The sequence below is a fragment of the Stenotrophomonas sp. STEN023 genome, from assembly GCF_056760135.1.
In genome coordinates this window covers 1-14,982 of sequence record NZ_JBRREF010000060.1, presented here as the reverse complement: position 1 = coordinate 14,982, position 14,982 = coordinate 1, and the positions used below count along the sequence as shown (strand labels likewise).

10 protein-coding genes and 1 tRNA gene are annotated in these 14,982 nt (G+C 62.1%); all 11 read left to right on the top strand.

The window, feature by feature from the left end:
- Position 1: 1 nt before the first annotated feature.
- Positions 2-2,116 carry an NADH-quinone oxidoreductase subunit L gene (gene nuoL, locus ACVOLV_RS15700; protein WP_481555201.1) on the top strand — a complete coding sequence of 705 codons (2,115 nt, stop codon included), beginning with the start codon at positions 2-4 and terminating at the stop codon, positions 2,114-2,116.
- A 19-nt stretch (positions 2,117-2,135) separates the two neighbouring features.
- Positions 2,136-3,647 carry an NADH-quinone oxidoreductase subunit M gene (locus ACVOLV_RS15695; protein ID WP_481555200.1) on the top strand — a complete coding sequence of 504 codons (1,512 nt, stop codon included), beginning with the start codon at positions 2,136-2,138 and terminating at the stop codon, positions 3,645-3,647.
- A 34-nt stretch (positions 3,648-3,681) separates the two neighbouring features.
- Positions 3,682-5,139: an NADH-quinone oxidoreductase subunit NuoN gene (nuoN, locus tag ACVOLV_RS15690; RefSeq protein WP_481555199.1), complete on the top strand. Its 1,458-nt coding sequence runs from the start codon at positions 3,682-3,684 to the stop codon at positions 5,137-5,139.
- A 202-nt stretch (positions 5,140-5,341) separates the two neighbouring features.
- A tRNA-Met gene (locus tag ACVOLV_RS15685) sits at positions 5,342-5,418 on the top strand.
- A 197-nt stretch (positions 5,419-5,615) separates the two neighbouring features.
- Complete coding sequence (rimP, locus tag ACVOLV_RS15680) at positions 5,616-6,203, top strand: ribosome maturation factor RimP (protein ID WP_481555198.1); 588 nt, start codon at positions 5,616-5,618, stop codon at positions 6,201-6,203.
- Between the two features lie 4 nt (positions 6,204-6,207).
- The gene (gene nusA / locus ACVOLV_RS15675) at positions 6,208-7,719 is read left to right on the top strand and encodes a transcription termination factor NusA (RefSeq protein WP_057626692.1); all 1,512 of its coding nucleotides are present in this window, start codon (positions 6,208-6,210) and stop codon (positions 7,717-7,719) included.
- 95 nt (positions 7,720-7,814) lie between these two features.
- Positions 7,815-10,445: a translation initiation factor IF-2 gene (gene infB, locus ACVOLV_RS15670; RefSeq protein WP_481555197.1), complete on the top strand. Its 2,631-nt coding sequence runs from the start codon at positions 7,815-7,817 to the stop codon at positions 10,443-10,445.
- A 169-nt stretch (positions 10,446-10,614) separates the two neighbouring features.
- Positions 10,615-11,004: a 30S ribosome-binding factor RbfA gene (rbfA, locus tag ACVOLV_RS15665; protein ID WP_481555196.1), complete on the top strand. Its 390-nt coding sequence runs from the start codon at positions 10,615-10,617 to the stop codon at positions 11,002-11,004.
- Positions 11,005-11,117: 113 nt separating this feature from the next.
- Positions 11,118-12,029, top strand: coding sequence for a tRNA pseudouridine(55) synthase TruB (truB, locus tag ACVOLV_RS15660; protein WP_481555195.1), 912 nt, complete (start codon positions 11,118-11,120; stop codon positions 12,027-12,029).
- 182 nt (positions 12,030-12,211) lie between these two features.
- Entirely contained in the window at positions 12,212-12,472 is a 261-nt protein-coding gene (gene rpsO / locus ACVOLV_RS15655) for a 30S ribosomal protein S15 (RefSeq protein ID WP_057626688.1), read from the top strand.
- Between the two features lie 146 nt (positions 12,473-12,618).
- Positions 12,619-14,727, top strand: a complete 2,109-nt coding sequence (pnp, locus tag ACVOLV_RS15650) for a polyribonucleotide nucleotidyltransferase (protein WP_481555194.1) — start codon at positions 12,619-12,621, stop codon at positions 14,725-14,727.
- Positions 14,728-14,982 lie beyond the last annotated feature (255 nt).

Sequence of the window (14,982 nt, the reverse complement as noted above, 5' to 3'; positions counted from 1 at the left end):
GATGGAAATCACTCTCTCCAAGAGTCTGTTGATTGCAGTGGTGCTTGCGCCGCTGTTCGGCAGCATCATCGCCGGCCTGTTCGGTCGTCAGGTGGGGCGCAAGGGCGCCCAGTACATCACCATCCTGGGTGTGGCGGTCAGCTTCGGGCTGTCGGCCTACATCTTCTCCCAGCTGTTGTGGGGTGGGGCGCAGCCGTACAACCAGAACGTCTACACCTTCTTTGAAGTCGGCCAGTACGCGGCCCACGTCGGTTTCATGATCGACCGTTTGACCGCGATGATGATGGTGGTGGTGACCTTCGTGTCGCTGCTGGTCCACATCTACTCGATCGGCTACATGTCCGAAGACGACGGCTACCAGCGTTTCTTCAGCTACATCTCGCTGTTCACCTTCTCGATGCTCACCCTGGTGATGAGCAACAACTTCCTGCAGCTGTTCTTCGGCTGGGAAGCGGTGGGCCTGGTGTCGTACCTGCTGATCGGTTTCTACTTCAAGAAGCCCACGGCCATCTTCGCCAACATGAAGGCCTTCCTGGTCAATCGCGTCGGTGACTTCGGCTTCCTGCTCGGCATCGCCGGCATCCTGTGGGCCTTCGGCTCGCTGGATTACGCCACCGTGTTCGCCAATGCCAGCACCGTGCTGGGCACCGAGCTGACCGGTCACGCGATGGTGCAGCTGATCGGCGACAACCAGTGGAGCGTGGCGACCATCATCTGCATCTGCCTGTTCATCGGTGCGATGGGCAAGTCGGCACAGGTTCCGCTGCACGTCTGGCTGCCGGACTCGATGGAAGGCCCGACCCCGATCTCGGCACTGATCCACGCCGCGACCATGGTCACCGCGGGTATCTTCATGGTCACCCGCATGTCTCCGCTGTTCGAGCTGTCGCAGACCGCGCTGGACTTCATCCTGTTCATCGGTGCCACCACCGCGTTCTTCACCGGCCTGATCGGCATCGTGCAGACCGACATCAAGCGCGTGGTTGCTTACTCCACCCTGTCGCAGCTGGGCTACATGACGGTTGCACTGGGCGTGTCGGCTTACTCCGGCGCGGTGTTCCACCTGATGACCCACGCCTTCTTCAAGGCGCTGCTGTTCCTCGGTGCCGGTTCGGTGATCATGGGCATGCACCATGAGCAGAACATGATGAAGATGGGCGGCCTGCGCAAATACATGCCGACCACCCACATCACGATGTGGATCGGTACGCTGGCCCTGGTCGGTACACCGTTCTTCTCGGGTTTCTACTCCAAGGACACCATCATCGAAGCCGCTGCCATGCACGCGCATGCTGCCGATGCTGGCTGGGTTGCGTTGTACGGTTACTGGGCGGTGCTGGGCGGCGTTATCGTCACCAGCTTCTACAGCTTCCGCCTGCTGTTCCTGACCTTCTTCGGCAAGGAACGTTTCCGCGATGCGCATGACGATCACCACGGTGATCACGGCCATGGCCACGACGACCACCATGGTCACGGTGCCCACGAGCCGCATGAGTCGCCGCTGGTGGTGACGATCCCGCTGGTGCTGCTGGCAATCCCGTCCATCCTCATCGGCTTCTTCACCATCGGCCCGATGCTGTTTGGCACCGGCTGGGACGGCCACGCCGCCGCTGCCGGTATCCCCGGCCAGACCATGTCGTTCTTCACCGGCATCGTCGATTTCTACGACCCGGCGCGCGATACCATTGCCGAGGTTGGCAAGGAGTTCTGGCACGGTTCGGTGGCCTATGCGGTACACGGCATGCAGATGCCGGCGTTCTGGCTGACGGTTGCAGGTTTCGCGCTGGCCTGGGTGTTCTACATCTGGAAGCCGGAACTGGCAGGACAGGCTCGCAAGACCCTGGCACCGGTGGTTTCGGTGCTGGAAAACAAGTACGGCTTCGACAAGCTCTGGATCGACGGCTTTGCCGGCGGTGGTGTGCAGCTCGGCAAGGCCGCCCGTGCCGTTGATAGCACGGTCGTTGATGGGGTGATGGTCAATGGTTCGGCGCGTCTGGTCGACCTGGCTGCCAACCTGTTGCGCCGCACCCAATCCGGTTTCCTCTACCACTACGCGTTCGCGATGATCATCGGTTTGATTGCCCTGTTGGGCGTGCTGATGCATTTCTGGCGTTGACCTGTACGGAATAGAAGACGTGTCGAACTGGCCTCTACTTAGTATTCTCATCTGGCTGCCGATCTTCGGCGGTGCGTTGATCCTCGCTCTGCGTAACGCCCAGGCTGCCCGTTGGGCATCGCTGGCGGTGGCATTGCTCACCTTCCTGCTCAGCCTCGGCTTGCTCAGTGGCTACGACCGCGGCGCTGCCGACGTGATGCAGTTCGTCGAACAGCATCCGTGGATCCCGGCGTTCGACATCGGCTACAACCTGGCCGTCGACGGCATCGCCATCGCCCTGATCCTGCTGACCACGCTGATCGGCGTGCTGGCACTGATCGGCGCCTGGGGCGTGGTCGACAAGCGCGTCAACCAGTACGTGGCAGCCTTCCTGATCCTGGAAGGCGTGACGGTCGGCATCTTCGCCGCCACCGACGCGATGCTGTTCTACGTGTTCTTCGAAGCCATGTTGATCCCGATGTTCCTGATCATCGGTGTCTGGGGCGGTCCGCGTCGTATCTACGCGGCGATGAAGTTCTTCCTGTACACCTTCCTCGGCTCGGTGCTGATGCTGGTGGCACTGATCTACCTGTACCTGAAGGGCGGCAGCTTCCAGCTGGTTGACCTGTATCAGCTGCAGCTGTCGGGCAAGGAGCAGACCTGGATATTCTTCGCGTTCCTGATCGCTTTCGCGGTCAAGGTGCCGATGTTCCCGGTACACACCTGGCTGCCGGACGCGCACGTTGAAGCACCCACCGCCGGTTCGGTGATCCTGGCCGCGATCGCACTGAAGATTGGTGGCTACGGCTTCCTGCGCTTCAACCTGCCGATCGTGCCGGACGCAAGCCACGAGTGGGCCTGGCTGGTGATCGCGCTGTCGCTGGTGGCGGTGATCTACGTCGGCCTGGTGGCCATGGTGCAGGACGACATGAAGAAGCTGATCGCTTATTCATCGGTCGCGCACATGGGTTTCGTCACCCTCGGTACCTTCACCGCGCTGTGGCTGGTACGTGATGCCGGCAATGCCGACGCAGCCCGTCTGGGCCTGCAGGGCGCGATGGTGCAGATGGTTTCGCACGGTTTCGTGTCCGGCGCGATGTTCTCCTGCGTGGGCGTTCTGTATGACCGCATGCACAGCCGCCGCATCGCCGATTACGGCGGCGTGGTCAACGTGATGCCGTGGTTTGCCGCCTTCGCGCTGCTGTTCTTCATGGCCAATTCCGGCCTGCCGGGCACCAGTGGTTTCGTTGGCGAGTTCATGATCGTGCTGGCTGCATTCCAGTGGAATCCGCTGGTTGCGCTGGGCGCTGCGACCACGCTGATCATCAGTGCGGCCTACTCGCTGTGGCTGTACAAGCGCGTGTTCTTCGGTGAAGTGGGCAACGCCCACGTCGCCGAGCTGAAGGACATGAATGGCCGTGAGTGGCTGGTAATGACCGTGTTTGCCGTCGGTACGCTGGTGCTGGGCTTCTATCCCAAGCCGTTGACCGATCTGATGGAGCCGTCCATCGCCCATCTGGCGATGCAGATCGCTTCGAGCAAGCTGCTGTAAGCGGCCTGTCGAGTATTGATTCCAGGATTTGATGATGACCACGCCGACGCCTCTGCCGTTGACCATGACCGACCTGCTGCCGTTGCTGCCCGAACTGGTAGTGATTGGCGGTGCCTTTGCCCTGCTGATCCTTGATCTGTTCATCAGCACCAAGCACAAGGTCTGGACCCACTTCATTTCGGTGGCGATCCTCGCTGTCGCCTTCATCATGCTGTTGAACGGCGTGGGCGGGCAGGGCGAGGTATTCCACGGGATGTTCATCCGTGACAACGCTGCCGATGTCATGAAGACGGTGGTGGTGCTGGTCAGCGGCCTGAGCCTGGTCTACGGCTGGAGCTACCTGCGCGAGCGCGATCTATACCAGGGCGAGATCCCGGTGCTGATCCTGTTCGCCACCGCCGGCATGATGATCCTGGTCTCGGCCGGCAGCCTGCTGATGGTTTACCTGGGCCTGGAGCTGCTGGCGCTGTGTTCCTACGCGCTGGTTGCCAGCAACCGGGAGAACAAGCTCGCTGCCGAAGCCGGCATGAAGTACATCGTGCTCGGTTCGCTGGCCTCGGGCCTGCTGCTGTACGGCATGTCGCTGGTCTACGGCGCCACCGGTTCGCTGCACCTGGACGTGATCCACGCCTCCATCGCCCATTCCGATGAGCGCCTGCTGCTGCTGACCGGCGCGGTGTTCATGGTTGCCGGCGTTGCCTTCAAGCTGGGCGCTGCGCCGTTCCACATGTGGCTGCCCGACGTGTATCAGGGTGCTCCGGCGCCGATCGCACTGTTCATCAGCTCGGCGCCGAAGCTGGCTGCATTCGGCATGGCTTACCGCCTGTTGGAAATGGGCGTTGGTCCGCTGTCCACCGAGCTGCAGTACGTGCTTGCTGGTCTGGCCGCGCTGTCGCTGGTCATCGGTAACCTGATGGCCATCGCTCAGACCAATCTGAAGCGCATGCTGGCCTACTCGACCGTGTCGCACATCGGCTTCCTGCTGATGGGCATCGCCGGTGGTGGCGAGCAGGGCTATTCGGCCGCGCTGTTCTACGCCATCGCTTACGCCATCATGTCGACCGCAGCATTCGGTGCGATCATCGTGTTGTCGCGTGCCGGTTTTGAAGCCGAGAACATCGAAGACTTCAAGGGCCTGAACGCCCGCAGTCCGTGGATGGCCGGCTTGGTCCTGTGCATCATGGCGTCGCTGGCAGGTATCCCGCCGTTCCTGGGCTTCTGGACCAAGTTGTCTGTGCTGTCCGCGGCCGTCAACGGTGGCCTGTTGTGGCTGGCGCTGGTTGGCGTGCTGTGCGCGGTGGTCGGTTGCTTCTACTACCTGCGCGTCATCAAGGTCATGTACTTCGATGAGCCGGTGGGCGAGCCGCTGCCGCGCAACAACGACCGCATCCTGGGCATCGTGTTCGGCGTGAATTCCGTGCTGTTGCTGTTCCTGCCGCTGGGCCTGGGCCCGCTGATGGAATGGATGCGCAATTCTTTTGCACATTTGTAATAAAAAACGTTACAAAGCTGCGCGAAGTGTGTATTATTCATCTCCTGAGTTGACGGCCTCACCGCCTAGCGGAAAGGTCGGAACCACGGAGTAAGTGGTTCAACCGGAAGGGTTTTTCCGGGTTTCTCCAGCTTCTTGGGAGAAACGCGAAGTAAATAAGTCTTGCATTATCGGCTTGCTTACTTCATAATTCCGCTTCTGATGCGGGGTGGAGCAGTCTGGCAGCTCGTCGGGCTCATAACCCGAAGGTCGCAGGTTCAAATCCTGCCCCCGCTACCAGCTTCGGTCTTTGCAACACGATGTGTTGATGAGGCAAAAGTTGGGCTCGCAAGAACGGCTGCTTCCGTTCTTGCAACCGGGATCCGGTCATCGGATCCAAACGGACAAAGGGCCCATGTGGGCCCTTTGCTGTTTCTGGAATACAGAACCCCCGGTTGGGTGACAACCGTTCTCTAACTTACGAATCAAGGCTGGCTGTGAGCGACAAGGCTACTGAAATCGCGAACCTGCTGAGCCCCACCGTGCAGGCGTTGGGGCTCGAGTTGCTTGGTGCCGAATATCTGCCGGCCCCGGGCGGCGCAACGTTGCGCCTGTATATCGACGTGCCGCTGGCTGAGCAGCCTGAGCGCATGGTCAATGTCGAAGACTGCGAACGTGTGAGCCGCGAGGTTTCCGCGCAGTTGGACGTCGAAGACCCGATCAGCGGCAATTACACGCTGGAAGTGTCTTCGCCGGGCGTGGATCGTCCGCTGTTCACGCTGCAGCAGTTTGAGCAGGCCATTGGTGAATCCGCCAAGGTCGGCCTGAAGCTGCCGCAGGAAAACCGCCGTCGCCTGCAGGGCGAAATCGTCGCGGTCGACCTGCAGCAGGGCACGGTGACGTTTGTCGTCGACAACAAGCCGTTCGTGGCTTCGTTCGATAACATCGACAAGGCACGCATCATTCCGGACTGGGCCGCTTTGGGCCTGGCACCGACCAAACCGACGGGTCCGGCTCCCAAGCAGGGCAAGTCCAAGAATAATTCCAATAACGAAACGGCGGCCAAAAAGCCGCGCGCGGAGTGAGCCGATGAGCAAGGAACTTTTGCTGGTAGTTGACGCAGTCGCCAACGAGAAGGGCGTGCCGCGCGAAGTTATTTTTGATGCGATCGAGGCTGCATTGGCCTCGGCGGCGAAGAAGCGTTACCCCGACCAGGAAGTCCTGGCGCGCGTATCGATCAACCACAAGGACGGTACCTACGAAACCTTCCGTCGCTGGGAAGTGGTTGCCGATGACGTCGTGATGGAGTCGCCGGACCGCCAGATCCGCATGATGGATGCGGTGGATGAAGCCGACGACGTTGAAATCGGCGATTACATCGAAGAGCAGATTGAGAACCCCGATTTTGGCCGTATCGCAGCGCAGGCTGCCAAGCAGGTCATCGTCCAGCGTGTGCGCGAAGCCGAGCGCCAGCAGGTGGTGGATGCGTGGAAGGACCGCGTTGGTGAGCTGGTCACCGGTGTGGTCAAGCGCGCCGAGCGCGGCAACATCTATGTCGATCTGGGCGGCAATGCGGAAGCCTTCATTCCGAAGGACAAGGGCATTCCGCGTGACGTGCTGCGTGCCGGCGACCGCGTGCGCGGTTACCTGGCCGAAGTGCGTTCGGAGCCGCGTGGCCCGCAGCTGTTCATCAGCCGCGCTGCCCCGGAATTCATGATCGAGCTGTTCAAGCTGGAAGTGCCGGAAGTCGGCCAGGGCCTGGTTGAAATCAAGGCCTGCGCACGTGACCCGGGCGACCGCGCCAAGATCGCCGTGCTGGCCCATGACAGCCGCACCGATCCAATCGGTGCCTGCATCGGCATGCGCGGTTCGCGCGTGCAGGCAGTGTCCAACGAACTCAATGGCGAGCGCGTGGATATCGTGTTGTGGAACGACAACCCGGCCAACTTCGTCATCAATGCGATGGCACCGGCTGAAGTCCAGTCGATCATCGTTGACGAAGAGAAGCACTCGATGGACCTGGCCGTGGCAGAAGACCGCCTGGCCCAGGCAATCGGCAAGGGCGGCCAGAACGTGCGTCTGGCCAGCCGCCTGACCGGTTGGCAGCTGAATGTGATGACCCAGGACCAGGTGACCGCCAAGTCGGAAGCCGAGCAGGGTGTCGCCCGTCAGCTGTTCATGGACAAGCTGGAAGTGGACGAGGAAATCGCAGGTATCCTGGTTTCCGAAGGCTTCGGTACGGTGGAAGAAATCGCCTACGTGCCGGTTGGTGAGTTGCTGGCAGTGGAAGGCTTCGACGAAGATATCGTCGAAGAACTCCGCGCCCGCGCCCGTGACGCGCTGCTCAATGAAGCGCTGGCGGTTGAAGAGGGTGCTGACGGCGGTGTGCCGGCAGCAGATCTGCTGGCACTGAAGGGCATGGATGAGGCTACGGCGTACGCGCTGGCTGGCCACGGCGTGCGCACAAGTGAGGATCTGTCGGACCTGGCTGCCGACGAGGTTCTGGAGTTCGGCATCGAGGGCATGGATCTGGAGCGCGCCGCGGCGCTGGTCCTGGCAGCCCGCGCCGAGGAGATCGCCCGCCTGGAGCGCGGCGAATGAGCCAGCGATGAACAGTGCCCTGAGCCGCTCAGGGCGTAGACTCCGCGCTGCCTTCGTTCGTGACGAGGGGGCGCAAACAAGATCATAGGATCCGAATGTCGCAGCAAACCACCATCCGCAAGCTCGCCGAACTGGTCAACACGCCGGTCGAGAAACTGCTTGAACAGCTGTCCCAGGCCGGGATGAAGTTCAGCGGTCCCGATCAGGTCGTCACCAGTACCGAGAAAGTGAAGCTGCTCGGCTTCCTCCGCCGTTCGCATGGCAAGGAAGAGCAGCCGGTCGAAGACGCTGAAGCCGCAGCAAAGAAGATCACCCTGAATCGCCGCAAGCATCAGGAAGTGACCGTCAGTGCTGGCCGTAGCAAGACCACCGTCAATGTCGAAGTGCGCCAGAAGCGCACCTACGTCAAGCCGGAAGGTGGCAAGCCTGCGATGACGCCGGACGAAGAGCGTGCCGATATCCTGCGCAAGCTGGAAGAATCGCGTCAGCGCAACCTCGACGAACAGCGCATGCTGGCCGAGAAGGATCGCGCCCGCGACGAAGGTATCGCTGCCAAGAAGGCCGCCGAAGAAGCCGAAGCCGCACGCGTCGAAGCCGAGAAGGCCGCTGCTGAAGAGGCCGCCAAAGCCGCTGCTGCAAAGCCGGCACCAGCCGCCGAAGCACCGGCACCGCGCGCAGCGCGCCAGGCCCCGGCAGCTGCTGCCCCGGCCCGCGCACCGTCGCGCGATGACCGCGGCAACAACGCCAATGCCAATGCAAAGCCGGGCAAGCGCAACGAGGGTGGTGATGGCAACCGTTTCGGTGGCCAGCTGCACCTGTCGGCGTCTGACCGTGCCCGCCGCGGCAACAGCAACAACAATAATTCGCGTGGCCGTCCGGGTGCTCGCGCACCGCAGGGCCGTCGCGGCAATGACGCATCGCGCAGCGGTAGCGGCAGCCATGCCTTCGAACGTCCGACCGCACCGGTGGTGCGCGAAGTCGCCGTTGGCGACACCATCACCGTAGCCGATCTGGCGCAGAAGCTTGCGCTGAAGGGCGGCGAGGTGGTGAAGGCGCTGTTCAAGATGGGTGTGATGGCGACCATCACCCAGACCATCGACCATGACACCGCAGCGCTGGTGGTTGAAGAGCTCGGCCACAACGTGGTGCGCGCCAATGCCAACGATGCCGAAGACGCATTGCTGGCTATCACTGGTGCCGATGAGCGTGTCGCGGTGCCGCGTGCACCGGTGGTGACCATCATGGGCCACGTCGATCACGGCAAGACCTCGCTGCTCGATTACATGCGCCGCACCAAGGTTGCCAACGGCGAAGCCGGTGGCATCACCCAGCACATCGGTGCTTACCATGTGACCACGCCGAAGGGCGTGATCAGCTTCCTCGATACCCCGGGCCACGCCGCGTTCACCTCGATGCGTGCCCGCGGTGCGCAGCTGACCGATATCGTGGTGGTGGTTGTCGCCGCCGACGATGGCGTGATGCCGCAGACCAAGGAAGCCATCCAGCACGCCCGCGCTGCGAATGCGCCGATCGTGGTGGCAATCAACAAGATCGACAAGGCCTCGGCCGATCCGATGCGCGTCAAGAACGAACTGCTTGCTGAGCAGGTCGTGGCCGAAGACTTCGGTGGTGACGTGCAGATGGTGGAAATCTCGGCCAAGACCGGCCTGGGTATCGACGACCTGCTGGATGCGATTTCGCTGCAGGCCGAAGTGCTGGAGCTGAAGGCCGTGGCCGAAGGCCGCGCCAACGGTGTGGTCATCGAGTCCTCGCTGGACAAGGGCCGTGGCCCGGTCGCGACGGTGCTGGTGCAGCAGGGTCTGCTGAAGAAGGGCGACTACCTGGTGTGCGGTATCCAGTACGGCCGCGTGCGTGCGCTGTTCGACGAAACCGGCAGCCAGGTTGGCGAAGCTGGTCCGTCGATCCCGGTGCAGGTGCTGGGTCTGTCGGGTGTGCCGGAAGCCGGTGACGACTTCGTCGTGGTTGAAGACGAGCGCCTGGCCAAGGACGTTGCACAGACCCGTGAAACCAAGCGCCGCGAGTCGCGCCTGGTTGCCACTGCCGGCAGCCGCATGGAAGACATCATGTCGCAGCTGGGCAAGGGCGACGGCCAGCAGGTGCTGAACCTGCTGATCAAGGCCGACGTGCAGGGTTCGGTGCAGGCACTGAGCCAGGCCTTGGTTGGCCTGTCCAACGACGACATCCGCATCAACGTGATCCACTCCGGTGTGGGCGGTATCACCGAGTCCGATGCCAATTCGGCCGTGGCTTCCAAGGCCACCGTCATCGGCTTCAACGTGCGTGCGGATGCTTCGGCCCGTCGCATCATTGAATCCAACGGCGTTGACCTGCGTTACTTCTCGATCATCTATGACGTGATCGACCAGGTGAAGCAGGTGGCATCCGGTCTGCTCGGCGTGGAAATCCGCGAAGAGATCATCGGTATCGCGCAGGTTCGCGATGTGTTCCGCAGCTCCAAGTTCGGCGCGGTTGCAGGCTGCATGATCATCGAAGGCGTGGTGAAGCGGAACAAGCCGATCCGCGTGCTGCGCGACAGCGTGGTGGTGTTCGAGGGCGAGCTGGAATCGCTGCGTCGCTTCAAGGAAAACGTCGAGGAAGTTCGCAACGGTACCGAGTGCGGTATCGGCGTGAAGGCTTACAACGACGTCAAGCCGGGCGACCAGATCGAGTGCTTCGAGCGTATCGAAGTGCCGCGCACGCTCTGACGGCCGGGATTGGGGAGTCGGGAATCGGGATTCGTTGAAGCGGGTCCCGCGAACGAATCCCCTGCCAGCCGGGGTTGGGAATCAGGTGCTGTGGCCGTGAATGCGGCTGCAGCGGGTGGTTCCCTTCCGGTTTCATTGAAATTCACTCTTTATTGCTGATACTTGCCTGATGCCTAAGACCTTTCATCGTACCGACCGTGTTTCTGCGCAGATCCGCCGTGATCTGGGCACCTTGGTGCATGCCGCCGTGCGTGAATTCGGCTTGCCCTCGGTCAGTGTGTCGGACGTGGAAGTCACCCGTGACATGGCCCACGCCAAGATCTTCGTAACCGCGCTGATGCCGGAACGTGCGGATGAGGCGATGAAGGGCCTGCGTGAGCTGACCGTTGAGCTGCGCATGTCGCTGGCCAAGGCGATGAAGTTGCGGCACGTGCCGGAGCTGCATTTCCACTACGACGATTCGGTCGACCGTGGTGAGCGCATCGACAATCTGCTGCGCGACCTGGTGCCGCCGCCGGAACCCGAGTCCGACGCCGACAATGGCCCCGATAAAGCGTAATCGCAGCAGCCCGTAAGGGCTGTTGTCATGTCTGGCCTGCGCCTTGGTGCAGGCGACGTTTCCGATTTTTTGCCAGGTGTGCTGACTGCATGCCGGCCTGTCTATGGTGTTGCATGCGTCCCCGAATCCAATTCCGCCGCCTGGATGGCATCGTTCTGCTCGACAAGCCGGCTGGCATGAGCTCCAACACCGCACTGCAGGTAGCGCGTCGCCTGTTCCGTGCCGAGAAGGGCGGCCATACCGGCAGCCTGGATCCGCTGGCCACCGGCTTGCTGCCGCTGTGCTTTGGTGAGGCGACCAAGATCGCCGGGCTGCTGCTGGGTTCGGCCAAGGCCTATGACGCTCAAATCAGGCTGGGCAGCACCACCGATACCGATGATGCCGACGGCGTAGTGCTGCGCGAGCGGCCGGTACCGGAATTCTGCGATGCGCAGCTGCAAGCGGCCTTGGCCACCCTGACCGGCACGATCCTGCAGCGGGCGCCGATCTATTCGGCGCTGAAGCAGGGTGGTGAGCCGCTGTATGCCAAGGCCCGCCGTGGCGAGGCCATCGAGGCGCCGGAGCGTGAAGTACATGTCCAGTCCATCGAGGTGCTGGCGCGTGAAGGCGAGTGCCTGTCGCTGCGGGTGACCTGCGGTTCGGGCACCTATATCCGCAGCATCGCCCGCGACCTGGGTGAGCTGCTTGGCTGTGGCGCGCATGTCACCGCGCTGCGTCGGCTGTGGGTGGAGCCGTTCATGGCGCCGAAAATGATCGGCCTGGATGCGCTGCGCGCGGTGGCTGAATCCGGTGACGAAACGGCGCTGCTGGACTGGTTGCTGCCGATCGAGCAGGGCTTGAGCCAATTCCCACGGGTTGAGCTGGATGCCGCCCAGGCAGCACGGTTCTGCCTTGGCCAGCGTCTGCGCAATCCGGTCTGGCCGGTAGGGCTGGTGGTGGTTTACGGCGAAGGCGGCCAGCCGCTGGGCCTGGGCCAGGTGGAGGAGGGCGGGCGACTGGGCCCGCAGCGCCGCTTCAATCTCTGAACGGGCAGGGGCGGACAGTACCTTTCAAGTCACTTCCGCCTTGTCCCGGATGGTTGTGACCGTTACAATTTTGCGGCCCTAGAAAGGGCAACTGTCCGCTCCGGTGGGCAGCCTATTAATCGGCGAGCTGTGCGGTGCGTCATGAGACGTTCCTGCTGGCCCCGCATCTGAAGAGAAAAACCATGTCGATCGACACCCAGAAAGTCATTGAAGAAAACAAGCGCGGCGCTGCTGATACCGGCTCCCCGGAAGTCCAGGTCGCCCTGCTGACCGCTCGCATTGAACTGCTGACCGGCCACTTCAAGGAACACAAGAAGGATCACCACAGCCGCCGTGGTCTGCTGCAGATGGTCAACCGCCGCCGTAGCCTGCTCGACTACCTGAAGAACAAGGATGTCGCACGCTATAAAGCATTGATCGAAAAGCTCGGCCTGCGCCGCTAATCGATATCCGCCGCGGCGCAGCGATGCGCCGCGGCTTTGTTTTTAGAGCTTCAAAATCGTAGTAGACCGGCCGGAACCGCCCGGCCAGCCGTTGCCGGCATGGGTTGGCAACGGACCAATCGAAGAAAGCATTTCAAGGATCCCCCGTGGCAAAAATCACCAAAACCTTCCAGTACGGCAAACACACCGTCACGCTTGAAACCGGCGAAGTCGCCCGTCAGGCCGGCGGCGCAGTCATCGTCAAGATGGACGACACCGTGTTGCTGGTCACTGCCGTCGCCGCCAAGAGCGCGCGCGAAGGCCAGGACTTCTTCCCGCTGACCGTTGATTACCAGGAAAAGTTCTACGCCGGTGGCCGTATCCCGGGTGGCTTCTTCAAGCGTGAAGGCCGTGCGACCGAGAAGGAGACGCTGATCTCGCGTCTGATCGATCGCCCGATCCGTCCGCTGTTCCCGGAAGACTACAAGAACGAAGTGCAGATCATCGCCACGGTGATGTCGCTGAACCCGGAAGTGGACGGCGACATCGCTGCCCTGATCGGTGCTTCGGCCGCACTGTCGCTGGCCGGCACCCCGTTCAAGGGCCCGATCGGCGCTGCCAAGGTCGGTTACAAGGACGGCCAGTACATCCTCAACCCGACCGTGTCGGAGCTGAAGGAATCGCAGCTGGAGCTGGTGGTCGCTGGTACCGCCAATGCCGTGCTGATGGTGGAATCCGAAGCCGCACTGCTGTCCGAAGACGTGATGCTGGGCGCCGTGACCTTCGGTCACCGCGAAATGCAGAAGGTCATCAACGCGATCAACGAACTGACCGTTGAAGCCGGCACCAAGCCAAGCGACTGGGTTGCCCCGGCCAAGAACAACGCGCTGATCAGCGCCCTGCAGGAAGCCGTCGGCGGCAAGCTCGGCGAAGCCTTCCAGGTGCGTGACAAGCTGCAGCGTCGTGACGCCATTTCGGCGATCAAGAAGGACGTGGTCGAGACCCTGGCTGGCCGCGTTGCCGCTGAAGGTTGGAACTCGGCCGAGCTGTCGAAGGAATTCGGAGAGCTGGAATACAGCACCATGCGTAACTCGGTGCTGGACACCAAGGTCCGCATCGACGGCCGTGCGCTGGACACCGTCCGCCCGATCGCCGTGAAGACCGGCGTGCTGCCGCGTACCCACGGTTCCTCGCTGTTCACCCGCGGTGAAACGCAGGCCATCGTGACCATCACCCTGGGCACCGCCCGTGATGGCCAGGTGATCGACGCCGTTGCCGGTGAGTACAAGGAAAACTTCCTGTTCCATTACAACTTCCCGCCCTACTCGGTCGGTGAGTGCGGTCGTTTCGGTGCGCCGAAGCGTCGTGAAATCGGCCACGGCCGTCTGGCCAAGCGCGGTGTGCTGGCTGTGATGCCGTCGCTGGAAGCCTTCCCGTACACCATTCGCGTGGTGTCGGAAATCACTGAATCCAACGGCTCCTCGTCGATGGCTTCGGTCTGCGGTTCCTCGCTGGCCCTGATGGACGCCGGCGTGCCGGTCAAGTCGCCGGTTGCGGGTATCGCCATGGGTCTGGTCAAGGAAGGCGAGCGTTTCGTCGTCCTGTCCGACATCCTGGGTGACGAAGATCACCTGGGCGACATGGACTTCAAGGTCGCTGGTACCGCCGAGGGCATCTCCGCCCTGCAGATGGATATCAAGATCGAAGGCATCACCGAAGAGATCATGAAGCAGGCACTGCAGCAGGCCAAGGCTGGCCGTCTGCACATCCTGGGTGAAATGGCCCACGGCCTGACCTCCCCGCGTGCCGAGCTGTCGGACTACGCCCCGCGTCTGCTGACCATCAAGATCCACCCGGACAAGATCCGCGAAGTGATCGGCAAGGGTGGTTCCACCATCCAGGCAATCACCAAGGAAACCGGCACCCAGATCGACATCCAGGACGATGGCACCATCACCATCGCTTCGGTGAACAACGCCGCTGCCCAGGCCGCCAAGGCCCGCATCGAGCAGATCACCTCGGACGTCGAGCCGGGCCGCATCTACGAAGGCAAGGTCGCCAAGATCATGGACTTCGGTGCGTTCGTCACCATCCTGCCGGGCAAGGACGGTCTGGTCCACGTGTCGCAGATCTCCAGCGACCGCGTCGAGAAGGTTGGCGATGTGTTGAAGGAAGGCGATGTGGTCAAGGTCAAGGTGCTGGAAGTCGACAAGCAGGGCCGTATCCGCCTGTCGATGAAGGCCGTTGAAGAAGGCGAGGGCACCCCGGCCGAATAAGGCTGCGGTGTTGTATCACTGAGAAGAAAAGCGGGCCATTTGCCCGCTTTTCTTTTGCCTGAAAGGCGCCGATGTGGTGCCGAGCCATGCACGGCAGAGGCTTTCCCAGCAATGCGCCTGTAGTGCCGAGCCATGCTCGGCAGGGGCTTTCCCAGCAATGCGCCTGTAGTGCCGAGCCATGCTCGGCAGGGGCTTTCCCAGCAATGCGCCTGTAGTGCCGAGCCATGCTCGGCAGAGGCTTCCCGGTAATGCTCC